Below are 23,616 nucleotides of genomic sequence, written 5' to 3' on the forward strand. Positions count from 1 at the left end.
TTCAAAGGGAATAGTATTTGCATGGCTACGAAAAAAACACCCGTAAAAGATGATGATGCCCTGGCGATGCCATTGGGCGATGCCGATCTCGATCAGGCAATCGACGACCTGCGCGGGGTCTTGAAAAGCGACAGCGATGGCGGTCTGCCGGATATCGGCGCCGACTTCGGGGATGCCTCAGGCGGTGACTTCGGCGATGCCGCTGGCGGCCTTTCCGATTTCGAAAGCGATTTCGGCGGCGGCGCAGCCACAGGTGCCAGTGATTTCGGCACCAGCGACTTTGGCGGCAGCGATCTCGGCGGTGGCGATTTCGGTGGCGGCGATTTTGGCGGGAGCGACTTGGGTGGCGCGAGTAGCTTCGATGCAGGACCGGCCCATCAGGCACCGGGCAGCGCTCTGGACTCCAATCTTGACCTGATCATGGACATCCCGATCGATGTTCAAATCGTGCTGGGTTCCAGCCGCATGCCGGTTTCGGGCTTGATGAATCTTGAAGAGGGCGCAATCATAGCGTTAGATAAAAAGATCGGTGAACCTGTGGAGATCATGGTTAACGGTCGACGGATTGCCCGCGGAGAGATTACAGTTCTTGAGAATGACGATACGCGATTCGGTGTGAAATTGATCGAAGTTATGAGCACCAAGACGTCCTGACCCCATGAACGGGCCAGAGAGGAAAGACCATGATGGACTTTGACGATTTCGGCGGACCGGTAGCGGGCAAGCCACTGAGCCAGGCCGACAAGGCAGCCGCCGTGTTGTTGGCCATGGGCAAAGGCGTGGCGGGAAAGCTGCTGAAATACTTCACGCAGGCCGAACTGCAGATGATCATCAATTCGGCCCAGACGCTCAGAACCATTCCACCGGACGAACTGGCCGAGCTGGTTGGCGAATTCGAGGACCTGTTCACCGAAGGCGCCGGCCTGATGGACAACGCCAAGGCCATCGAGGAAATCCTCGAGGAAGGCCTGACGCCGGAAGAAGTTGACGGCTTGCTTGGCAGGCGCACAGCCTTCCAGGCGTTCGAGACCTCGATCTGGGACCGTTTGCAGGATGCAGACCCCGATTTTATTGCTCAGTTCCTCTTGCGCGAGCATCCGCAGACGGTTGCCTATATCCTGTCCATGCTGCCCTCCTCCTTCGGCGCCAAGGTGCTGATCAAGTTGCCGGACAGCCGCCGCGCCGACATCATGAACCGTACGGTCAACCTGAAGAATGTCAGCCCGCAGGCCGCTCAGATCATTGAGAACCGGGTGGTGGAACTGATCAGCGAGATCGACGCGGAACGCAATTCGGTGGGCACCGCCAAGGTGGCCGAACTGATGAACGAGTTGGAAAAGCCGCAGGTCGATACCCTGCTGGAATCGCTCGAATCGATCAGCAAGGAATCCGCCACCAAGGTCCGTCCGAAGATCTTCTTGTTCGAGGATCTGCTGGTCATGCCACAGCGCAGCAGGGTCATGTTGCTCAACGATATTTCCGGCGACATTCTCACCATGGCGTTGCGCGGCGCCTCGAACGAGATCCGCGAATGTGTGCTCTCGGCCATCAGCCCGCGCTCGCGCCGCATGATCGAATCGGATCTGCAAGCCGGAACGGTCGGAATCAATCCGCGGGAAATCGCTATCGCCAGACGTGCTGTCGCGCAGGAAGCTATCCGCCTTGCCAATTCCGGCCAGATCCAGCTCAAGGAACCGGAAGGCGACAAGGATACGGCTGCCGCCTGACGCTGCACAGGCTGGCATGGAGGCGGCGTGACCATGTTTCATGGCGCAGCCTGCACGCCACTGTTGACAATACCGCGACCCAGCGATCCGAATGGACTGAAAGAGTTGAAGGCCGGAAGAGAGAGCGTTAAGCTTTCTTCTCCGGCCTTTGCGCGTTTTATAAAATACGCGTTGCTACAGCGCCGGAAACTGGCATGCAGACTCCCATTATAATTCCTTGATGCATCGCATAAGGTGCTTGACGCTGTAATCAACCGACCGAGGTCCCGACATGGCAGATGATGAGGACCAGGAAAGTAAAACCGAGAGCCCGTCCGAGAAAAAAATGCGGGACGCGGCAGAACAAGGCAATTTGCCGATCTCGCGCGAGGCTCCGTTATTTGCAACGACGCTGGCCTTCTACATCTATTTTGTATTTTTCATGCCACAGGGCGTCTCCACACTTTATCAGACCCTGCGCGACCTGATGGAAAAACCGGATCAGTGGATCATCGGCACCGGAACAGACGTGATTTCCCTGTTCGTGCATCTGGGTTGGTCGATGGCCGCCATGCTTGGTCCGGCCCTGTTATTGTTCATGCTGTTTGGCCTCACCCAATCCTTTGCCCAGCATTTGCCAAGCTTCGTTCTTGATCGCATTACCCCCAAGATGGAACGGTTATCGCTGATCGGCGGAATAGGGCGGATGTTTTCGGTCATGGGCTTTGTCGAATTCGGCAAGTCGCTTTTTAAGATCATCGTCGTCGCGATCATTATGTTCGTTTCGATGCGCGGCCAGTATTTCGGCACTTTGGATGCAATGCTGTCCGATCCGCAGATCATTTTCGTCAAGCTTTCCGATATCGTCCAGGAAATGCTGATTATCGTGCTATTTGCCACCGGCCTGCTGACGGTGATGGACCTCGGATGGCAGCGATACAACTGGTATCAGAAACTGCGCATGACCCGGCAGGAAGTGAAGGACGAACACAAGCAATCCCAGGGCGACCCGGTCGTCAAGGCACGCCAGCGTTCCGCCCAGCGCGACCAGGCCCGCAGGCGGATGATGAACAACGTGCCGCGCGCCACGATGATCATCACCAATCCCACCCATTTCGCCGTGGCCCTGCGCTATGTGCGCACCGAAATGGAAGCACCGATCGTGCTTGCCAAGGGTCAGGATCTGATTGCATTGAAGATTCGCGAAATCGCCGAGGAAAATAATATCCCGATTTTCGAGGATCCGCCGCTCGCCCGCTCCATGTTTGCGCAAGTCTCGGTGGATAGTGTCATCCCACCGATATTTTACAAGGCCGTCGCTGAGATAGTACAAAGACTATACGCTGCCGACAGCAAGAACAAGAGGCGGTTACGCTAAAGAACATGAAAAAATGCAAATATACGACTGAACGCGAAAAAATAGTTGCGCAAGCTATTAGCCCTGTCGCCTCAGAACTACGGTTACTGGATGCAGCGGACCTGATATCGCTGATCCGTCTGGAGTTTTTCGGTAATATTGCTGATCTCGTGTCTTCTGCTGCTGAGCTTTACTTTCATCCTGGCACGGTCAATTTCGGTGCCGGAGGCGAATACAAGCTGGACTGGGGCGAAACGCCTGAAGTGGTTTTGGACCTCGAAATCAAACCGCGCGACATCACCATCTATGCGCAACTGACGTTGAGCCACGACCATGCCGGGTTGGAGATCAATCACATCTCCTTCAAGAACCCATCGGCCGACCCGCATGAAAACACCGCCCTTCTGGCTCAATGCATGAACGAGGCCCGCTTCGTGCCCAATCTCCCGGCACCGAGTTTTGTCATGTAAGGGATTATACCCAGAGTCATCGCTGATGACCCTGGGTATTCTATCTATCAATATCTAAACCCTTGAGGTATTTAAGATATTCGAAACTTTCTCAAGTCGAGCATGCGTGAGCATCTTCGAGACTTGGTATAAAATCAGGCCGTATCTCATCCCGGCCCAATGCGCCGTCAGCGCCTCGCACCCAAACTTTTCCCGGTTTCCAGAGCTTATCTTACTCCCAAGACCTGTCTGGGCCAGAAACTGGCTTTCAGAGGCGCCGTCTTCAGGCTTGGCTGCGCATTCAGCGCGGCTCTCGTGCGCCGCTCCAGCTCTCCATCATCCTCAGGCATGAAGATAATGTTATAGCGCTCCGGCCCCATGAATTCCTTGGTGAATTTCAACGATATCCCGAAGTGGTTGGCCTCGAAGGGTTCAAGCGAGCGCATACGGTCGAAATCACCGGCAAAATCCGGCCAGCGACTGGCGTTGAGAATGAGATCGAGGGCAGCATCATAACGCTGCCAGATCTGCTGACTGGATTTGACCTCAATGACCTTGATCCGGATCTGGGTGACCTGGCCATCCGGTGTCCCCCGCACCACCATGAAGAATGAGGGTGCGTCGCCATCCGGCTTTGCGGCGGGCAGACTGGTTTCAGCGATACAATTGAAAATCCCGGGTGAAAAAGGGTTCTGCACCCAATCGGCAGTCCCCAGCCCGGCCGCCTTGATCTGTTCACAAAGCGTCTTGCCGGAGACGCGAAACTTGCGCACCGGCGCTGCAATGTCGAGCAGCGGCGGCATATCGAAAAATCGGGCGGGTACCATCACCTGCTCGGAGGGCATCTGCGCGGACGCGAGGCGTTTTCCCCGCAACACGATCGGCTCCGGCTCCTCTCGGCTTTGCCAGGGCAGGACATCTTTGACGCTCTCGATCAGTTGATTGAGCCGGCGCTGATCGTCTGCGGTCAACACCGCGATAGCGATGCTGCAACAGAATAACAGGAAAATCACGGCGAACAGCCTCAGCCCTCGCCGCCGCATGCGGTGGGCTTCCAGGCTTCCGTCCGGCCTTTTATGGCCCGAAGGGAGGTCGCGCTGCTGCATCCATAGGTCCGGTCTTCTTCACAATAGGCTTATGCCACAAAATTCCTTGCAAAGAACTATATGATGACGCGAACGATCACAGGAAGATTTTACTCGCGGAAAACCGGCCCCCCTTTTTCCCTATCAAATTCTAGAATTTGACACTGGCCCTCACCGTGACATTGAAGGGTTCCCCAACCTGGTTGGCGTAATTGGTCGAGCCGATTGATGAGGTATAATAGGTCTTGTCAAAAATATTCTTCAAATTCACCTGAAGCGTCAGTGGCCGCTCGAAATTGAATGTATAAGCGGCAAACAGATCGACGACCGCATAGCCGGGCAGGAAATAACTATTGCTGTTGATGCCCGCCCGCTTACCCACGGCGCGGATGCCACCACCGACCTTCAAGCTGTTGCCATCGCCGCCGATGTCACCGACATCATAGGCCACAGACAGGCTGCCGGTATGGCGGGCGACATTGGGCAATTGCTTGCCGGCATAATCCGGGTCCTCCAGCACCTTGGCATCGGTATAGCCATAGCTGACAATGGCCTGCCAATGGTCGGTCAACTGGCCGGCCACATCGACCTCAAGACCCTGCGAGCGCACCAGTCCCGCCGTCTTGACCACGCTTTCACCACCGATAGTCTCGGAATAGGCGACATTTTTCTTACGAGCGGAAAACAGCGCGACATTGGCGCTCAAGCCGTCCAGAAGCTCGAATTTGCTGCCAATCTCGTAGGATGTCCCCTCTTCCGGGTCGAGATTGCCATAATAGCTTGAGATCGACGATTGCGGGCGGAAAGTCCGGGCCGCATTGGCGTAGAGCGATATCTGCGGCGTCAGCTTGTAGACGATACCGCCATTGGGAATAAGCGCATCGCCATTGCTATCAGTATTGGCATTGAAGGGCCGCCCCTTACCCGCATAGAGATCGTAATATTGGTAGCGCAGACCGCCGACCAAAATCCATTGATCGGTCAGGTGCAGGCTGTCCTGCATATAGACGGAGGCCGTTGATAATTGCTCCGTCTGATCACTATCGGAAGCAGAAACCGTGCTGCATTGCGCCAGATTGCCGTAAACCGGATTGTTAATGTTAAAATTGCTGGAATTGGCGCAACGCAGCATGTCGGTACGCAGCGTATCGCTGTAATCGTAGGAAACGCCGAACAACAGGTCGTTCTGCAAACCGCCGATCTCGACTTCGCCGGTCAGGTCGGCCCTGACTGCATGATTGTAGCTGGTGGAATATTGCGTGGCATCGGCGCGACGCGTCACGGCACCGGTTGCGGAATTATAGCCGGTGACGCGAGCCTGATTGTCGGAATATTCATTGCGGCTATAGGCATAGTTCAGGGACAGTTTCCAGTCCTCGCTCACCTGCCGGTCAATTGACAGCTTAGCCAGATCTGATGTGCCATCGGTAATGTTATATGTCTCATCCAGCCGGGTGCGGCGGCTCAGATCCACCGCATGACCGGTGGTCAGATCGAAGATCGTGCCACGGTCGAAGGGCACGCTGTAATCGTCATGCATATAGGAGACGGTAACCTCGGTATCCTCGCCACTCCAGCTCAAGGACGGCGCGATCATCCATTTCTTGGTCTCACCGAAATTGCGCCAATAATCGCTCTTCTGGCCTTCTGCGATGAAACGATAGGAAAAGTCGGTCCCGGAAATTGGTCCAGTCACATCCAGACCCGAGGTCGATCCATATTTGCCAGCGCCATATCCGGTGACGCTGCTGTAGACTTCGCCGGAAAACACGTCCTCCGGCTTCTTGGTGACCACATTGACCATGCCACCGGGATCGAGAATGCCGTAAAGGGTTGAGGCCGGGCCTTTCAGCACCTCGACACGGTCGGTGGTGGCGTTGAAGGAAAATGGCAGCGCAGTTTTCATCCCATCGGTCAGGATCGAGCCGTCCCGATTGTCGCCGAAGCCACGGCGAATGACGGCATCCTGCGTGCCGCCCAGCGTATTGGCCTGGGTAATGCCGCTGATATTGGCAAGCGCATCGTCCAGCGAGCGGGCGCCCTGGTCCTTCAATGCCTCACCGCTCACCACGTTGACCGCCTGCGGCACATCCAGCAGCGGCGTATCCGTTCGGGTTGCGGTGCTGGTGGACAGGGGCTGATAACCGCGCGTCGATTTTTTGCCCGTCACTGTAATGGTCTGAAGCACTGTCGTGCCAGCCGTATCCCCGACTTGACCGGAGACATCTTCGGCCTTGGCTGGCAAAGCGACGGATGCCAGCAGGAGCGTCGCTATCATCCGACCACGGCTTTTGCCGTTGCCACGTATCAGTCTCACCGCTTGCCCCACCGCTTTACCCCCGAAATTTCACTGTCATCCGCTTGTTCTCTGGGCTTTTCCAATTGATGAATGTAGTAGTCAACTTTAAAACCAAGTGGTAGCCGGGTAAAAAGGCCGCTAAAGCGGCGTATACACGGAAAACCGGATGGGCAGCCTGCCCTTTGCGGCAGGTATTCAACGGTTTTGGTGGAGAAATGCCCGATCTGGACACTGAATGCGGACGACTACTACAGGATCAGGAGCACAGCCAAGGAATGGGCAGGCAAGGCGAACGGACCGGCAAATCACGGCGCATCGACCGGTATGGCGAGCGGCTGAAAAAGCGCCGCGATCAGCTGTCACCGGGCCTGCTGACCGTCGCCGATTATATCGATGGCCATCGCCATGCGGTGTTGAGCAAATCGGCGCTGGAAATCGCCTTTGAGACCAGTACATCCGATGCCACCGTGATCCGCGCCATTCAGGCTCTGGGCTTTCGCGGCCTGATCGACCTGAAGGAAACGCTGAAAGCCTATCTGGGCGAAACCGATTCCCCTATCGAGAAAATGGCCGCGACCACGGATGATATCAGCGGTAACAGCGATGCCGCCGTGGATTTCGTGCTGGAAAACCAGCAGACTGCGCTGGCGGCACTGGCAAGCCCGGAAAACCGCGCCGCCCTTTCCAAGGCAGCCCTGCTGATGGCCGAGGCCCGCGCTATCGGGGTTTTCGGCATCGGCGCATCCGGCATTATCGCCAGTTATGGCGCAAGGCTTTTTTCGCGCTCCGGGTTTCCCTCCTATGCGCTCAACACCACAGGAATTTCGCTGGCCGAACAATTGCTCGGGCTTGGCACCGGCCATGTGCTGGTCATGCTGCTGCATGGCCGACCGCATCGCGAAGCCATGACGGTGATTTCCGAGGCCAAACGGCTGGACGTGCCGCTGATCCTGGTGCTGGGGCAGGCCGAAAGCGTGCTGCGCCAGCATGCCAGCGTCAGCCTCGTCGTTCCGCGCGCCAAAAGCGAGCAGGTGGCGCTGCATGCGCCCTCACTGGTGGTGATCGAAACCCTGGCGCTAGCGCTTTCGGCTCTCAAACCGGAACGGACGCTGGAAACGCTGAACCGGCTGGTGGAGCTGCGCAGCGCCATTCGCCCCGACAAGCGCGGGTAACGACTTGATTATGCCGCGTGCAGGCCGGGCGCTTCCTGCCCGGTGCGCTCCACATATTCGGTATAACCGCCGCCATATTGATGGATGCCATCCGGCGTCAGTTCCAGGACGCGGTTGGACAAGGCGGCCAGAAAATGCCGGTCATGGCTGACGAACAGCATGGTGCCTTCATAGGCCGACAGCGCCTTGATCAGCATTTCCTTGGTGTCGAGATCCAGATGGTTGGTCGGCTCGTCCAGAACCAGCAGATTTGGTGGGTCGAACAACATGGCCGCCATCACCAACCGGGCTTTCTCGCCGCCCGACAGCACCCGGCAGCGCTTTTCAACATCGTCGCCGGAAAAACCGAAGCAACCGGCCAATGCCCGGAGCGGGGCCTGCCCTGCCTTCGGAAAGCTTTCCTCCAGCCATTGCAATACGGTGCTATCGCCATCCAGAACATCCATCGCATGCTGGGCGAAATAGCCGAGCTTGACGCTGGCGCCGATGCTGACCGTGCCTTGATCCGGCTCGGTCGTGCCGGCAACCAGCTTCAGCAGCGTCGATTTTCCAGCGCCATTGATACCCATGATGCACCAGCGTTCGCGCCGGCGGACCATGAAATCCAGCCCCTGATAAATCGTCCGGCTGCCATAGGCCTTGTGGACATTCTTGATATTGATGACGTCGTCACCGGAGCGAGGCGCGGGCAGGAAGTCGAAAGCCACAGTCTGGCGGCGGCGCGGCGGCTCGACCCGGTCGATCTTGTCGAGTTTCTTCACACGGCTCTGCACCTGCGCGGCATGGGAGGCGCGCGCCTTGAAACGCTCGATGAACTTGATTTCCTTGGCCAGCATTGCCTGCTGACGCTCGAATTGCGCCTGCTGCTGCTTCTCATTCTGGGCGCGCTGGCCCTCGTAAAAACCATAGTCGCCGGAATAGCTGGTCAGCGAGCCGCCATCGATCTCGATAATCTTGGTGACGATCCGGTTCATGAACTCGCGGTCATGCGAGGTCATCAACAAGGCGCCATCGTAATTCTTCAGGAAGCTTTCCAGCCAGATCAGGCTTTCGAGATCGAGATGGTTGCTCGGCTCGTCAAGCAGCATCACATCGGGCCGCATCAGCAGAATACGGGCCAGTGCCACGCGCATCTTCCAGCCACCCGACAGCTTGCCGACGTCGCCATCCATCATTTCCTGGGAAAAGCTCAACCCATCCAGCACCTCGCGCGCCCGGCCTTCCAGAGCGTATCCATCCAGCTCTTCATAACGGGCCTGCACCTCGCCGTAGCGCTCGATGATCGCATCCATTTCGTCCATCCGGTCGGGGTCCGACATGGCGCCTTCCAGCTCGCGCAATTCTGCCGCCACTGTGCTGACAGGCCCGGCACCGTCCATGACCTCGGCGACCGCCGAACGTCCGGACATTTCGCCGACATCCTGGTTGAAATAGCCGATGGTCACACCTTTTTCGGTCGCGACCTGGCCTTCATCGGGCAATTCCTCGCCGGTGATCATCCGAAACAGCGTGGTCTTGCCAGCGCCGTTCGGCCCGACCAGGCCGATCTTCTCCCCCTTGTTCAGGGCGGCGGAGGCCTCGATGAACAACAGGCGATGGCTGTTCTGCTTGGAGATATTTTCAATACGGATCATGTCACAAGGCCTGGAAACGGTGGTTTTCGCGCCTTATGGCACGGCTTGCGCGTCCTGTCGCGCCCATTTCTCCATCCGATGCTTCGGAATGGCCGAGGCATAGCGACCTTACAGTGTCTGCGATTGTCTCAAATCCGTCAAATGCCTGAATTATCGCGTATTTGCCATGTCACTCGCAGGAAAGCCTCCTGCATAGAGCCCGATATAACGGCACAGGTAGAACTCATGCTTGACTTTGGAGGGCTGGCGACGAAAAAGCTGGCATTCACTATGCTTCGACGCGACACGCTTTTCCGTGACTGGCGGAAAAGCTAAAGGAGACGGCCCTCGTGCAGTTTGCATCCGCAGCCCGGCATCTATTGTCTTTCCTCGGGTTGAAGACATCAAAGAAAACATTGATCGAGCGTCAAATCGATCATCTCAAGTCATTCGTGAGCTACGAGCCTTCCGGTGGGCGCCCTCCCCTGGACACTCTGGATATGTCCCGGCTGCGCATCACCTGGGTCATTCCGGATTTCATGCCGGGAGCGGGCGGCCATATGACGATTTTCCGGATCGCAAGCTATCTTGAACGCTTCGGTCATGACGTTCGCTTCCTGGTGCAGAATCCGAAGGTTCATAAAACCGCCGAGGCCGCACTGGAAACGATCAATACCCATTTTCAGCCGTTTTCCGGATCCCTTGATCTATTCAAGGGTGCAACACCGCAGGCTGAGGGCGATGCGTTGATCGCGACGGACCGCTTTACCTGCTACCCGGTCAACGCCATGCAGGGCTTCACCCGAAAATTCTATTTCGTGCAGGATTACGAACCGTCCTTCTATCCATCGGGTACGGAAGCCCTGCTCACCGAAGCAACCTACCGTTTCGATTTCGATTGTCTGTGCGCCGGCGATTGGCTGCATAAGCGCATGTCGCAGCAATATGGACGATGGACGATGTCATGGCCGCTTGCCTATGATGCAGGTATCTACAATTCCGGCACCGGCACAAAGGAGCGCCGCAGCAAACGCATTGCCCTTTATGCCCGCTATGTCACGCCACGCCGTGCTGTCGAACTTGCCTTCATGGCCCTCGACATCTTGAGAAAGCGTAATGTCGATTTTGAAGTCGATTTCTTCGGCTGGCCCCTGGGCAAGCTCAAGGTTGACTTTCCCTATCGCGACCTTGGCATTCTGAAAGGTGAGCAACTGGCAGAGCTTTATCGTGAGGCAACGGTTGGCGTGGTGTTTTCAGCCACCAATCATTCGTTGGTCAACAAGGAAATGATGGCCTGCGGACTTCCCGTCATCGATCTCGATCTCGATACCGTCCGCTCGATCTTTCCCGACAATGCCATGGCCTTCGCCGAGCCGACACCGGAGGGCATCGCCGATCAGATGGAGCGCCTGCTCAAACAGCCTGAGGAGCGTGAGCGTCTAAGGCAAGGCGGCCTCGATTATGTGAAGGACCTGTCCTGGGAAAAATCGGCGCGTCTCGTTGAGGCCGCAATCCGGGAACGGGTGGCCCACGGCGCCCAGCAGGGGTCGCAATCATGACGAAATACCGTTGCGCCGTGGTTATCCCGACCAAGAATGCCATGGCGGTCCTGCCGAAGGTGATGGAAAAGGTGCTTCACCAGCAAACACCCTGGCCCTATGAGATCATTGTCATCGATTCAGGCTCTCGCGATGGCACAAAAGACTATCTGCGAAGTCTGGACCGGGTCCGGCTGATCGAAATCGATCCGCGTGACTTCGGCCATGGCAAGACCCGCAATCTCGGCATTGAGACCGCAGATGCGCAGTTCGTGGCCTTTCTCACCCATGACGCGGAGCCTGTCGATGAGCATTGGCTGGCGCGCATGGTCGCGGTCGCGGAACAGGATATCCGGATCGCCGGTGTGTTCGGCCGCCATATCGCCTACGATACCGCCTCGCCTTTTACCAAAAGCGATCTCGACCAGCATTTCCGAGGCTTCCTGCATCATCCGCTGATCGTTCATAAGGACCTTGATCCGGCCCGCTATCAGGCCGATGAAGGCTGGCGGCAATTGCTGCATTTTTACTCCGACAATAATTCCCTGATGCGCAAATCCGTGTGGGAACGGTTTCCCTATCCCGATGTGGAGTTTGCCGAAGATCAATTATGGGCGAAAAGCATTATCGAGGCCGGCTTTTGGAAAGCCTATGCGCCGGACGCAGTGGTCTATCATTCCCATGACTACAGTTTCATCGAACAGCTTCGCCGGGCTTTCGACGAATCCCGCAACTTCACCCGGTATTTTGGCTATCGACTATCACCCAACCTGGGCCAGGCTCTGGCCGGGATGGGTAAGTTTACCTATCAGGCTTTTCGCCAGACGATCGATCCCGCCTATGGCACCATTACCTTCAAGGACAGGCTGAAACGGGCCACGCAGCGCATCGCCCTGGTCGCCGGGCACTGTCTTGGTGCCAATCACGAAAAGCTTCCTGGTTTTCTAACGGACCGCCTGTCGCTTGATAACAGGCTGTTCAAGTCCTAGATCATCTGGAAACGCAAATGTGACATTACAATTTCTATCATGCCACGTTAACGCCATATCTACCGATGATATCAGCAAAATAGGCGGGATTGGTCTAAGAACGGCCATGGCTGTTGCCTGTTGAGACGAGGCAATTGAGAATATATGAGCAAAAGGGTATGACCGTTACGGACAAAGGATGTTTCCGCATCGCTTGCGCCAACAGGAACGCAATATGAGCCTTGAAGTCGGTTTTCCCGTTCACGATGCCCAAAAGACCAATCGAGGACAAGCCGGCACCCCCAGCCTGTCTAAAAAAGGTATTGTCGGGACGCTGCTTGGCCTGTTTTTCACCAAGAAAAACTCTCTTATTACCTTCGTGCTGGTGCCGAGCGTTTTTGCCGCGATCTATTATTCTCTGATTGCCAGCGGCCAGTATATTTCCGAGACCCGTATGGTTGTCCGCACCATCGGCGTCAGCGAACGTTTCGACACGTCTGAGCAACGAGAAGGCCGCTCAATCATCGGCGGCGATTCGTTGACGCAGGATTCCTATATCGTCGCCAATTATCTGAAATCGCCTCAAATCGTCAGGAAGCTGGACACCGAAATCGGGCTACGCAATTTTTTCTTGAAAGACGGTATCGACCCGCTATCGCGTCTGTCCAGCGACCCCACGTCCGAGGACCTTCATAAATACTGGATGCAGCATGTCGATACCTATGTCGACGGCCCGTCCGGCATTATCATTTTTACCGTTCGAGCCTTTTCGCCAGAGGATTCAGTCAGCATATCCAAGGCGGCCCTCGCCGCTGCCGATGAAATGATCAGCAAGATTTCCGACAAGGCCAAGAGCGACCTGGTTGATCGGGTCGAACACGACTTGATCGGCAGCCTAGAAGACTATCGCAAGGCGCTGGACGATCTGCGGGAATATCAAAACAAGACAGGCATTCTCGATCCGGTTTCTTCGGCAAAAATGGTCAGCACGATCATTTCGAAACTGACCGAGCAGAAGTTGAACCTGACGGTCGATCTGAAATCCCTCGAAGCCGCCAAGGCGGACAATACGGCGCGCGGAAGAGAGCTTCGCCGGTCAATCCAGGCGATCGATGATCAGATACAACTGCGCCAGAACAGCCTGGCGGGCAAGGACAGCAACGATCCAACGCAGCTTTCAACCAGCATGATTGAGTTTTCAAGGCTGGAGACCCGCAGGATCGTAACCCAGGCGCTTTACGAAGCGACGGTCAAAAATCTCGATACTGCAAAATCGACGGCACTGAAACGAACCACATTCGTTTCTATTTTCTCAGATTCGCACGCGCCGGAAAAGTCAAAATATCCTGAACGTTTTTCCGCATGGCTCATTCTTACTGCTGGCCTCTTCACGCTTTGGATGACGGCAACGCTGGTCTGGATGTCCATCGAGGATCATAAGGCCTAACGATGATCACCCTTGAGAACGTGACGAAATATTACAAGACAGCAGCGCATCGCCGGTTTATCTTGCGCAATCAGAGCATGCAGTTTGTTGCCGGGCGTTCCTATGGACTGCTTGGGGTGAATGGCGCCGGGAAGTCGACAACCATGCGGCTGATCTCGGGCGCGGAACTGCCCAACAAGGGGCGTATTCATCGACAGGTACGGGTGTCCTGGCCGCTCGGCTTTGCCAATGGCCTGAACCACATGTTGAGCGGAAAGGAAAACCTGAAATTCGTCGCCAGGGCCTATGGCGAGGATTTTCATCGGGTGCTGCGCTTTGTGGCTGAATTTGCCGAAATTGGCAGCTACCTGAACGAACCATTGCGCACCTATTCGTCCGGGATGATGGCACGCTTTGCATTCGGTCTTTCCATGGCTATCGAGTTCGATTGTTATCTTGTCGACGAAATCACCGCTGTCGGCGACTCGAATTTCCAGCGACGCTGTCGTGAAGCCTTCAGGGCAAGGCGTACAAAATCCGATGTCATCATGATCTCCCACGACATGGACACGATTAAAGATTATTGCGATGTCGCTCTTGTGTTAATTGACGGTCATATGGTGCAATTTGATAGTGTCGAAGAGGGTATCGCCACATATATGCGACTGAATCGCTAGGGTTGTCAGGAAAAGTGGAAGACGTGTCAGAGAAAACAGTGACGGACGACAAGAAAATGCTGGAGGCAGACCTGCCTCCCGTGCTTGCGCGCAGCCAAAAACTGGCCTCTGCGCTGAGTTCCTATGCGCGCGCCCTGACATTCGAAAACCGAAGCCGCCGCAATCTCTACCGGCTTGCAGGTCTAGCACCTCGCACGCGCGACCGGGTTTTTGCCGTCATCTTGATGATCTTTATCGGTGTGACATTCGTTTTGCCGATGAGTGGCAGCATCCTCTATTATGCGTTTCTTGCAAGCCCCGGATATGCTTCAGAAGTACGGTTCATCGTGCGTTCCTCCGTTCCTTATCTGTCTCGCGATCGGTATTCGAGCGATGCTGTCGAACCAAAGATGAAAATTGTTCAGGACACCGCCATCCTCCTGAACTATCTCAGCAGCCCGGCGGTCATCCAGGATTTGCAAAAATCTGTCGATCTTCACAAAATTTATGGTCGAGACGACATTGATTGGTTTTCTCGGCTTCGAAGTGACGCCACCCAGGACGACATCCTCAAATACTGGAAAAAGCGATATAGTGCCTCGGTAAACGCGAAAAGCGGCATTGTGGAGCTGGAGGTCACCGCTTTCACACCACAAGAAGCGCATGACCTGTCAAAATTGGTGCTGAAGCTTTCCGAGCAGCAGATCAACCAACTGAGTTCGGGAATGTGGGATGACCTTCTGGTCTCGACACAGCGCGACGTGGACAATGCGACGAAGGAAGTCAGTGAACTGCGCGGTAAGCTTCGCGATACGCAGAATCAAACAGGCGTTTTCGATGTGGATCTGTCGGCCACCAGCATCATTACGGTGTTGACCAATATCGAATCGAGTATTGCTGATCTGAAAAGCCGTCGCATGGCCCTCAGCCAGAGCGTCAGTGCGAGTTCTCCGCAGATGGCTGAGATCGACAGGCGTATCGCTGGCCTTGAGGAACAATCCAAAAGCATGCAGGCTAAAACTGCGGGTCTTTCGACAGGTGCCGATGGTAATCTCGCCGATTACTCAAGCCTATTCAACAAGCTAAACCTTGATCTGAAAATGGCAGAAAGCCGCATGAAGTCAGCTATCAGCGACTTCGAAAAAGTGAAACTGGTCAGCTCACTGCAACTTGTCTATCTCGACAGTTTTACCGATTCAACACTGCCGGACACCAACAAATATCCAAGTACCGGTCTGAACCTGTTCCTGAGTTTGCTTGCCTTTGGCGCAATCTGTGGCGCAGCGTGCGGAACAGTGCTGCTTGTTCGCAAGAAGCTCGACTGAATTTAGGTTTTGCCGCGATATGTGAAGCACAGGATAGCATCGATTACACACCTATCGTGCGCAGGGAGATTGCGACAAATTCAGTGAACCCTGCTCAGGCGGCGCTGAAACAGAAAATAGACGTGATGCACGCTGTCATCATGAGAGACATCCGCAGCCGCTTTTTAAATTACGGACTGGGGTATCTAATCATACCTGCAACGAAATGGCTCTAATAATTTCAACGGGATGTAATGGTGCTGCTAGAGAGATTTGAACTCTCGGCCTCTCCCTTACCAAGGGAGTGCTCTACCCCTGAGCTATAGCAGCATCTGGCGAAGCGGTGTGTGCCGCTGCGGAACGAGTGGGCTATTGCCACAGGATGACGGGGCGCGCAAGCAGCAAAACGTGGTTAGGCGAATAAAATAGCAAAACCTTGCCTATCTTCCGGTTTATCCACATTTGCGCTATGACGCCGCCATGACAGACGAGACCGATACATCCAAGGCCGAGCGCGTGGCAGAAGCCAAGCGGATTGCAGCGCTGAACACCCAGGCGCAGGCCGAGCGCCGGCGTGAGCGGGCGGCTCAGAAATTGCGAGAAAACCTGATGCGCCGTAAAAGCCAGGCGCGGGCGCGCCGGGCTGGCGGCGCCGATGAAACAGATGGACTGCCCGCCGCACATTTGCCCCAACCGGATGACACTGAAACCTCAAACAGCGAAACCTGACACAGCGAATTGAACGGCTGGCGGTTTTCCTCTAAACACCGCGTGCATTGCAGTGCCAATTATTGCTGTCATGGCGCGACACACTCTTCAAACCAAGAAAGGCGGGGGCAGGCCTTGCCCCCTGATCACTCTTTATGGATCGTATCAGGATTGTCGGCGGCAACGCCCTTAACGGCATCATTCCCATTTCCGGCGCGAAAAACGCCGCCCTGCCCTTGATGATCGCCTCGCTCCTGACCAGCGACACGCTGACGCTGGAAAATGTGCCGCATCTGGCCGATGTCGAGCTGCTATTGCGCATTCTGGGCAATCATGGCGTCGACATTGCCGTGAATGGGCGGCGCGAGCGCCAGTCCGGCAGCTATTCCCGCACCATCCATTTCACCTGCCGCACCATTGTCGATACCAATGCACCTTATGAGCTGGTCTCCAAAATGCGCGCCAGCTTCTGGGTGATCGGCCCGCTTCTCGCGCGTGAGGGCAAGGCCCGCGTCTCACTGCCCGGTGGCTGCGCCATCGGCACCCGCCCGGTCGATCTGTTCATCGACGGTCTGCGCGCGCTGGGCGCCACTCTGGAGATCGACAGCGGCTATATCGAAGCCACCGCGCCGAAGGGCGGCTTGATCGGCGCGAGCTATACATTCCCCAAGGTTTCCGTTGGTGCAACCCACGTCATGCTGATGGCGGCATCGCTGGCACGCGGCACCACAGTGATCCACAATGCCGCGCGTGAGCCGGAAGTGGTTGATCTTGCCAATTGCCTGAACGCCATGGGCGCGAAAATTACTGGCCAAGGCACAGCCACCATCACCATCGAAGGTGTTACCAGCCTGTCTGGTGCCCGCCACCGGGTTCTGCCGGACCGGATCGAGACCGGCACCTATGCCATGGCCGTCGCCATGACCGGCGGTGACGTGACGCTGGAAGGCACCGATATCACCCTGCTCGACACCGCCGTCGAGGCGTTGCGCCGGGCTGGCGCCGAGGTTTCCGCCATCGAGGACGGTATTCGCGTCATCGGCCATGGCGACGCCATTCGCCCTGTCGATATCGTTACCGAGCCGTTTCCTGGCTTCCCGACTGACTTGCAGGCGCAATTCATGGGCCTGATGACCCGCGCCCAGGGCGTGGCACATGTGACGGAAACAATTTTCGAAAACCGCTTCATGCATGTGCAGGAACTGGCTCGGCTCGGCGCCAAGATCACCCTCAGCGGCCAGACAGCCCGCATCGAAGGCGTACAGCGCCTACGGGGCGCGCCAGTGATGGCGACCGACCTGCGCGCCTCCGTCTCTCTCGTCATCGCCGGTCTTGCCGCCGAGGGCGAAACATTGGTCAACCGCGTCTATCATCTGGACCGCGGCTTCGAGCGGTTGGAAGAAAAGCTGACCCGCTGCGGCGCGATTGTGGAACGAATCAGCGACTGACCACCCCTATATTTCAAGCTCTTCAAGCAAGGCTGCCCGTTGCTTAATGACGGCGGGCAACCTATCTGCAAGAGCAATTGCAATAGCGGGGCCATGCGCATGACCGATCTCAAGCTTCTATCGCTGGACGAGGAAGATCTCGCCATTTTATCTGCCCATATGCAGGATGCGGTGTTCAAGCCAGCTGACGTGGATTATGCGGCAAAGTCCGGGGTGTTTTCCGTCGCTGTCAACCGTTTCGTCTGGGAGAAAGCCGGAAAAGGCGGCGGAATATTTCGCCGTGCCAAGAGCTTCGAGCGCCGCCGGGCCTTACTCACCATCAAACGAGTGCAGGCGGTGCGCTCCATCGGCATAAGCCAGACGGACAAGGACCAGGTGATGAACCTGCTGGCTGTGACCTTCACCGCCGCCCAAGGTGATGGCAAGGGGGATGGCCCGGAAGGCCGGGTGGAGCTGGTATGCGCGGCGGGCGCCACCATTGCTTTGGATGTTGAATGCATAGAAGTACAGCTTGCAGATACCGGCGGCGCGTGGGAAACCACATCAAGGCCCCGGCATCCCGGAGCCTGAGGAATAGGCGGGCCGGAAGAAGGAATTAGGCGCAGTGGCAGTTTGGCTTGAGCAGGCATCGGATGATTTCGAGGCGCGGTTTGCCGCATTTCTCACCACCAAGCGGGAAGTGTCCGAGGATGTAAACGCAGTCGTCAGAACCATTATCGACGATGTGCGGGCGCGCGGCGATGCCGCCTTGGCGGAGTATTCGCACAGGTTCGATGGGCTGGATTTCGCAGTGACGCCCATGCGCGTCACCGAAGCTGAAATCGATGCGGCCTTTGCCGAGGTCTCGCCTGAGCTGATCGATGCGTTGCAACTTGCCGCAGAGCGTATCGAGCGCCACCACGCCCGCCAGATGCCCAAGGACGACATCTACGAAGACGCCATCGGCGTCGGCCTCGGCTCCCGCTGGACCGCCATCGATGCGGTTGGCCTTTATGTGCCGGGCGGCACGGCAAGCTATCCAAGTTCCGTACTGATGAATGCCGTTCCGGCCAGGGTTGCCGGTGTGCCGCGCGTCGTCATGGTCGTGCCTGCCTCCGGCGGCGCCATTAATCCCACGGTGCTGGCCGCGGCAAAAATTGCGGGCGTGACGGAAATCTACCGGATCGGTGGCGCTCAGGCTGTCGCCGCACTCGCCTATGGCACACAAACCATCGAACCGGTCGCCAAGATCGTCGGCCCCGGCAATGCCTATGTGGCCGCTGCCAAGCGCCATGTGTTCGGCACAGTCGGCATCGATATGATCGCCGGTCCTTCGGAAGTGCTTGTGATCGCCGACAAGGATAATGACCCAGACTGGATTGCCGCCGATCTGCTGGCGCAGGCCGAACACGACCGGGGCGCTCAATCAATCCTGATCACCGACAGTCCGGACTTTGCCAAAGCGGTTGAGGCTGCCGTCGAGCGGCAATTGAAAACATTGAGCCGCAGCGAAACTGCCAGCGCCAGCTGGCAGGATTTTGGCGCGCTGGTCATTGTACCAAACCTTGGCGCTTCCGTGCCGCTTGCCAACCGGATTGCCGCCGAGCATCTGGAACTGGCTGTCGCCGATCCCGATACGTTGATGGCGGGCATTCGCAATGCTGGCGCGATCTTCATCGGTCGCCATACACCGGAGGTGATCGGCGATTATGTCGGCGGCTCCAACCACGTCCTGCCAACGGCCCGTTCGGCGCGGTTTTCCTCCGGCCTGTCGGTGCTGGATTTCGTCAAGCGCACATCGATATTACGGCTCGGCCCGCAACAGCTTAGGCAATTGGCGCCGGCAGCAATTGCTTTGGCCAAGAGCGAAGGGCTGGACGCCCATGCACGATCCGTCGCCATCCGGCTCAATCTTGAGGAATAGCTGATGGCCAAGGGCGACTTCAAGCTTTTCGATGTCGTTCTCGATGAGACGATCGGGCGCTCGACGCCCGATGTCGAGCATGAGCGGGCCGTGGCGATTTTCGATCTGATCGAGGAAAACTCTTTCGAGCCGGTCGGTCATCCAGGTGGCCCTTATCGCCTCAGCCTGTCCCTGGTGAATGCCCGGCTGGTCTTCACCATCACCACGCAGGATGGCGAGGCTGTCGCCACCCATATCCTGTCGCTGACGCCGCTCAGGCGGATCATCAAAGACTATTTCATGATCTGTGAAAGTTATTACGAGGCGATCCGTTCTTCCACGCCCAGCCAGATCGAAGCAATCGACATGGGGCGGCGCGGCATTCACAACGATGGCTCGCAAACCCTGAAAGACCGGCTGAAAGACAAGATCAATCTCGATTTCGACAGTGCACGGCGACTCTTCACGCTGGTCTGCGTGCTGTATTGGCGCGGCTGAGGCGTCCGGCATGAGCGAACCGACCAAAGATCTCACCAGCATCGGCACCGATCACAGCCAAGAGAGGGCCATACCCCACTCCGTATTGTTCCTCTGCGGTATGAATGCCGTGCGCTCGCCCATGGCCGAGGCCCTGGCCAAGAGGTTACTGCCGTCAGGTGTCTATGTAGCCTCGGCTGGCGTGCGGCATGGCGAGCGCGACCCTTTTGTGGATGTGGTACTGGATGAAATCGGACTTTCGCTCGGCAAGCGCCAGCCTCAGACCCTGGACGAGCTGGAGGATGACTTTTTCGACCTCGTCGTCACTCTCGCCCCCGAAGCGCATCATGCCGCCCTGGAACTGACTCGCTCCTCTTCCGTTGAGGTGGTATATTGGCCGATGCATGACCCAACCATTGAGGCCGACACCCGCGACCAGCAACTGGCCGCCTATCGCGAGGTGCGAGACCGGCTGGCGGTGCTGATCGAACAGCGCTTCAAACGGCCCGGAACAAGCCCGCTTGGCGGCGTTTGAAACAAATTCGAAAAGCCCGATCTACAAGGTTCACAAAAGCCCAGTGATTGTGTAGGTTCCGGCCACATTTTGACCGGGGCGGTAGCCGCCTCGACGAAACACACAGAAAGACAAGGCATCAATGGCTAAAGAAGAAGTCCTCGAATTCCCCGGTGTCGTTACGGAACTGCTGCCGAACGCCACATTCCGGGTGAAGCTCGAAAACGAACATGAAATTATCGCCCATACGGCTGGCCGTATGCGCAAGAACCGCATCCGCGTGCTGGCTGGCGACAAGGTCCTGGTGGAAATGACACCCTACGACCTGACCAAGGGCCGTATCACCTATCGCTTCAAGTAACGGCGAGGAGCCGCCTATGGCCGGCAAACGCAAGCTGATCCTGGCCTCAGGCTCCCCCCGCCGCGTCGAACTGCTGCGGCAGGTGGGCCTGGAAGCCGATCGGCTGATGCCGATGGATCTGGACGAAAGCCCCTTGAAGAACGAGCAGCCACGCTCGCTGGCGCGCCGCTTGGCAACCGACAAGGCCAAAGCCGCCCTGGAGGCGAGTGCTGACGAGGCGGATTGGAAAGGCGCTTTCATCCTGGCGGCCGATACGGTGGTTGCCGTTGGCCGTCGGGTGCTGCCGAAAACCGAATACAGCGATGAGGCCATCGCCGCGCTCAATCTGGTTTCCGGCCGCAATCACTGGGTGTTTACCGGTGTCTGCCTGATCACGCCGGATCGCAAGATCCGCCAGAAGGTGGTGGAAAGCAAGGTGCGCTTCAAGCGTCTGTCGGAAGCGGACATCAATGCCTATATCCTGTCCGGCGAATGGCGTGGCAAGGCTGGCGCCTATGCCATTCAGGGCATTGCCGGCAGTTTCGTACAGAAATTGGTCGGCTCTTATTCCAATGTTGTCGGCCTGCCCCTGTATGAAACCGTGCAATTGCTGGCAGGTGAAGGCATGGACGTGCAGGCCCGCTGGTCGGAAGGATAAGCAGCCCAGCAGGCAAGGCCCCGGCGAGTTTAAAGCTGACGCCAAGCAAAGGATAACACATGAGTGACGAGCCAGAACATACTGCCAAGGTCGCACCCTTGCGCAAACCTCTTCCCTGCCCGGAATGCGGCCATCCATCCCACCGCGAACACTATCCCTTCTGCTCCGACCGCTGCCGCACCCAGGATCTGTCTCGCTGGCTGAAAGGCTCCTATGCCATTCCCGTGGCCGAAGACGAATCCAACCCGGATGACGACGGTCGATTCTGAACCGCGACAGCCATTGCAATTTCAGCGTAAGCTTCTGTTTTAAAATGACTTTCAATCTTTTTACATGCATCGTCAAAAAAGTGTCTTTTGGCGCTGGACATGAAAAATTTAGATGGTATAACCGCGCTGCTTCCGGGGGAAAAGTTTTCCCCTAACGGCAAACAAGCCTGAAAGAGGGTATGTTTGGCCAGGATGCCCGGATAGCTCAGTTGGTAGAGCAGCGGATTGAAAATCCGCGTGTCGGTGGTTCAAATCCGCCTCCGGGCACCATTATTTCAAGTGAAATGTCCTATATTCCTTGCTTAATATGCTTATTAAGTCATGGCTGCGCCAAGGCTCGCACCAGTTTGTCATCTTAAAACAGCATCGAAAGCTGCGGACACCTCTCCTATTTTGTGCGTTTGATAACAGAATGGCACGGAATTGTTGTTGATCCTTTGCATCCTTAGAAACGGAGTGGATGGCGCAGCAAGGTCTTTTTGAGCTTGTCAGGAAAAAGTGAATTCCGATTTTCTCGAAAAGACAAACGAAAACAACAAGAGTGAGAGAATGGCTGGTTCAATCTGAACCTCACAGACTCTAGATCGTGAGATGCCGATGCCGAAGCTTTCCGTTTGTATTCCTGTGGAACCGGGCCATGTCCTGCCTGTCTATCTGGTCTCGGAACTCCTGAAGAATGAGACCGCTGATCTGGAAATCATTCTCTCCGGCTTTGGCGACACAGTGCATCGTCCTGGGCAGTTCGCGGATATCGCGGCGCGCGATAGTCGTTTGCGCCTTCTGCCACCTGCGCCGGAAACCCTTTCGGCAGCTCAGCTCTGGATCGGCACCTTGGCTGCGGCTGAGGGCGATTGGGTGTCGCTTGTCCATCCCGAAGACATGATCGAGCCGGATCTTCCCGAGCTGCTCTCCTCTCTGGAAAATAAACATCCCCATGTGGATGCGTTGGGATGGAGCGCATTCCAAATCTCGGCGGATGCACCGCGCCATATCAAGACCAATGTGGCGATCCCGGTGCTGCATAATATTACCGAATTTGAGAAGGCTCCGATGCTCGAGGCTTTCTTTCACTGGAAAGACGCACGGCAAGTGCCACGCATGCCCTTCGGTCTCTATCATGGGGCCATCAAGCGAAGCCTGATCGACAGTGTCCTTTCGGCTTGCGGCGCACTGAGTTGGCTAACCCTGGTGCCGCAATATGAGTGGGCGGCCCGCGTGCTGCTGTTTGCCAATGCACTGGCCTTTTGCAATCGCCCGCTGTCCGCCGTGCATGCACACCCGTTCCAGCCACGTCCCGTGCCATCCGCACTCAAGGATTTTCCGTTGCACGCCGGAATAGGCCTGACGGCTGCCATTGCCGAAGTTCAGGCCCGAGTGCTGATGGAGCTTGGCAGCGAATGGGCAGGCTTTGGGGAGGATTTCGTCCGCGCCTGCATGTATGATTGCGCTTTCGAACATTCCACTGGCCCGTTTCGGACAAAATACGAAGCCTATTCCCGAGCGTTCCTGTCCATGCCGGGCGGTCAGGCATGGGTCCGGGCCTTCGCACCGCCCTTTTCCGCCACACCCCATGAAGACAGACAGCAGGGCCTGCATGGCAAGGTTCTGTTGGTAGACCGCTTCATTGGCAATGCCGTCAACGCCCAGCAGTTCTACGCCGTGGCGCGCAGCATGATGACGCCAATCAGGGTCATCGCGGAGCCAAACGCCCGTGCGAGTGCCTGACGCCAAGGTCCGGATACATTGG

General features: G+C 56.7%; 23 protein-coding genes and 2 tRNA genes. 21 read left to right on the forward strand and 4 right to left on the reverse strand.

The window, feature by feature from the left end; translation table 11 throughout:
- Positions 1 to 21: 21 nt before the first annotated feature.
- From fliN to IEI95_RS23495, 4 genes are all read left to right on the forward strand, one after another.
- The gene (fliN, locus tag IEI95_RS23480; protein WP_156531418.1) at positions 22 to 654 is read left to right on the forward strand and encodes a flagellar motor switch protein FliN; all 633 of its coding nucleotides are present in this window, start codon (positions 22 to 24) and stop codon (positions 652 to 654) included.
- A 29-nt stretch (positions 655 to 683) separates the two neighbouring features.
- Positions 684 to 1,727 (forward strand): flagellar motor switch protein FliG, encoded by a 1,044-nt coding sequence (fliG, locus tag IEI95_RS23485; protein WP_015914937.1) that lies wholly within the window; start codon positions 684 to 686, stop codon positions 1,725 to 1,727.
- Positions 1,728 to 1,998: 271 nt separating this feature from the next.
- Positions 1,999 to 3,084, forward strand: a complete 1,086-nt coding sequence (flhB, locus tag IEI95_RS23490; protein WP_015914936.1) for a flagellar biosynthesis protein FlhB — start codon at positions 1,999 to 2,001, stop codon at positions 3,082 to 3,084.
- Between the two features lie 5 nt (positions 3,085 to 3,089).
- A complete protein-coding gene (locus tag IEI95_RS23495) occupies positions 3,090 to 3,533 on the forward strand; it encodes a BspJ family T4SS effector nucleomodulin (RefSeq protein WP_070151650.1) in 444 nt (147 codons plus the stop codon).
- A gap of 206 nt (positions 3,534 to 3,739) precedes the next feature.
- Here the strand turns inward: IEI95_RS23495 and IEI95_RS23500 are convergent, their stop codons facing one another.
- Positions 3,740 to 4,618 (reverse strand): DUF6030 family protein, encoded by an 879-nt coding sequence (locus IEI95_RS23500; RefSeq protein ID WP_156531417.1) that lies wholly within the window; start codon positions 4,616 to 4,618, stop codon positions 3,740 to 3,742.
- A 130-nt stretch (positions 4,619 to 4,748) separates the two neighbouring features.
- The gene (locus IEI95_RS23505; protein ID WP_194417354.1) at positions 4,749 to 6,875 is read right to left on the reverse strand and encodes a TonB-dependent siderophore receptor; all 2,127 of its coding nucleotides are present in this window, start codon (positions 6,873 to 6,875) and stop codon (positions 4,749 to 4,751) included.
- Positions 6,876 to 7,171: 296 nt separating this feature from the next.
- Here IEI95_RS23505 and IEI95_RS23510 point away from each other — a divergent pair, with 296 nt between their 5' ends.
- Positions 7,172 to 8,068, forward strand: coding sequence for a MurR/RpiR family transcriptional regulator (locus IEI95_RS23510; RefSeq protein WP_194417093.1), 897 nt, complete (start codon positions 7,172 to 7,174; stop codon positions 8,066 to 8,068).
- 8 nt (positions 8,069 to 8,076) lie between these two features.
- Here IEI95_RS23510 and IEI95_RS23515 read toward each other — a convergent pair whose 3' ends face one another.
- Complete coding sequence (locus IEI95_RS23515) at positions 8,077 to 9,702, reverse strand: ABC-F family ATP-binding cassette domain-containing protein (protein WP_015914931.1); 1,626 nt, start codon at positions 9,700 to 9,702, stop codon at positions 8,077 to 8,079.
- Positions 9,703 to 10,031: 329 nt separating this feature from the next.
- Between IEI95_RS23515 and IEI95_RS23520 the strand changes: the two genes are divergently transcribed.
- The 5 genes from IEI95_RS23520 (at position 10,032) to IEI95_RS23540 (ending at position 15,594) form a co-directional block, all read left to right on the forward strand.
- Positions 10,032 to 11,240, forward strand: a complete 1,209-nt coding sequence (locus IEI95_RS23520) for a glycosyltransferase family 4 protein (protein WP_156531415.1) — start codon at positions 10,032 to 10,034, stop codon at positions 11,238 to 11,240.
- Complete coding sequence (locus IEI95_RS23525) at positions 11,237 to 12,208, forward strand: glycosyltransferase family 2 protein (RefSeq protein WP_156537578.1); 972 nt, start codon at positions 11,237 to 11,239, stop codon at positions 12,206 to 12,208. The genes IEI95_RS23520 and IEI95_RS23525 overlap by 4 nt, the downstream gene beginning before the upstream one ends.
- A gap of 214 nt (positions 12,209 to 12,422) precedes the next feature.
- Positions 12,423 to 13,634, forward strand: coding sequence for a hypothetical protein (locus tag IEI95_RS23530; protein WP_156531413.1), 1,212 nt, complete (start codon positions 12,423 to 12,425; stop codon positions 13,632 to 13,634).
- Positions 13,635 to 13,636: 2 nt separating this feature from the next.
- Positions 13,637 to 14,290, forward strand: coding sequence for an ABC transporter ATP-binding protein (locus IEI95_RS23535; RefSeq protein ID WP_015914929.1), 654 nt, complete (start codon positions 13,637 to 13,639; stop codon positions 14,288 to 14,290).
- Positions 14,291 to 14,514: 224 nt separating this feature from the next.
- Positions 14,515 to 15,594 (forward strand): hypothetical protein, encoded by a 1,080-nt coding sequence (locus tag IEI95_RS23540; RefSeq protein ID WP_194417094.1) that lies wholly within the window; start codon positions 14,515 to 14,517, stop codon positions 15,592 to 15,594.
- A 234-nt stretch (positions 15,595 to 15,828) separates the two neighbouring features.
- Here IEI95_RS23540 and IEI95_RS23545 read toward each other — a convergent pair.
- Positions 15,829 to 15,903 (reverse strand) — tRNA-Thr (locus IEI95_RS23545).
- Between the two features lie 150 nt (positions 15,904 to 16,053).
- Here IEI95_RS23545 and IEI95_RS23550 point away from each other — a divergent pair.
- The 11 genes from IEI95_RS23550 to IEI95_RS23600 all read left to right on the forward strand — a co-directional run bounded on the left by IEI95_RS23550 (position 16,054) and on the right by IEI95_RS23600 (position 23,594).
- A complete protein-coding gene (locus tag IEI95_RS23550) occupies positions 16,054 to 16,302 on the forward strand; it encodes a hypothetical protein (RefSeq protein ID WP_015914888.1) in 249 nt (82 codons plus the stop codon).
- A 134-nt stretch (positions 16,303 to 16,436) separates the two neighbouring features.
- A complete protein-coding gene (gene murA / locus IEI95_RS23555; protein WP_015914887.1) occupies positions 16,437 to 17,729 on the forward strand; it encodes a UDP-N-acetylglucosamine 1-carboxyvinyltransferase in 1,293 nt (430 codons plus the stop codon).
- Positions 17,730 to 17,828: 99 nt separating this feature from the next.
- Positions 17,829 to 18,299: a DUF2948 family protein gene (locus IEI95_RS23560; protein ID WP_087727262.1), complete on the forward strand. Its 471-nt coding sequence runs from the start codon at positions 17,829 to 17,831 to the stop codon at positions 18,297 to 18,299.
- 34 nt (positions 18,300 to 18,333) lie between these two features.
- The gene (gene hisD / locus IEI95_RS23565; RefSeq protein WP_194417095.1) at positions 18,334 to 19,632 is read left to right on the forward strand and encodes a histidinol dehydrogenase; all 1,299 of its coding nucleotides are present in this window, start codon (positions 18,334 to 18,336) and stop codon (positions 19,630 to 19,632) included.
- Positions 19,633 to 19,635: 3 nt separating this feature from the next.
- Positions 19,636 to 20,109, forward strand: coding sequence for a UPF0262 family protein (locus tag IEI95_RS23570; RefSeq protein WP_015914884.1), 474 nt, complete (start codon positions 19,636 to 19,638; stop codon positions 20,107 to 20,109).
- Positions 20,110 to 20,119: 10 nt separating this feature from the next.
- Positions 20,120 to 20,623: an arsenate-mycothiol transferase ArsC gene (locus IEI95_RS23575; RefSeq protein ID WP_156531411.1), complete on the forward strand. Its 504-nt coding sequence runs from the start codon at positions 20,120 to 20,122 to the stop codon at positions 20,621 to 20,623.
- Positions 20,624 to 20,744: 121 nt separating this feature from the next.
- Positions 20,745 to 20,963, forward strand: a complete 219-nt coding sequence (gene infA / locus IEI95_RS23580; RefSeq protein ID WP_004435948.1) for a translation initiation factor IF-1 — start codon at positions 20,745 to 20,747, stop codon at positions 20,961 to 20,963.
- 16 nt (positions 20,964 to 20,979) lie between these two features.
- Positions 20,980 to 21,600: a Maf-like protein gene (locus IEI95_RS23585; RefSeq protein WP_015914882.1), complete on the forward strand. Its 621-nt coding sequence runs from the start codon at positions 20,980 to 20,982 to the stop codon at positions 21,598 to 21,600.
- A 59-nt stretch (positions 21,601 to 21,659) separates the two neighbouring features.
- Complete coding sequence (gene yacG, locus IEI95_RS23590; protein ID WP_060716379.1) at positions 21,660 to 21,869, forward strand: DNA gyrase inhibitor YacG; 210 nt, start codon at positions 21,660 to 21,662, stop codon at positions 21,867 to 21,869.
- Positions 21,870 to 22,063: 194 nt separating this feature from the next.
- A tRNA-Phe gene (locus IEI95_RS23595) sits at positions 22,064 to 22,139 on the forward strand.
- Positions 22,140 to 22,466: 327 nt separating this feature from the next.
- Positions 22,467 to 23,594 (forward strand): hypothetical protein, encoded by a 1,128-nt coding sequence (locus IEI95_RS23600; protein WP_156531410.1) that lies wholly within the window; start codon positions 22,467 to 22,469, stop codon positions 23,592 to 23,594.
- Positions 23,595 to 23,616 lie beyond the last annotated feature (22 nt).

The sequence above is a fragment of the Agrobacterium vitis genome (assembly GCF_014926405.1).
In the GTDB taxonomy this organism is placed as follows: domain Bacteria; phylum Pseudomonadota; class Alphaproteobacteria; order Rhizobiales; family Rhizobiaceae; genus Allorhizobium; species Allorhizobium vitis_H.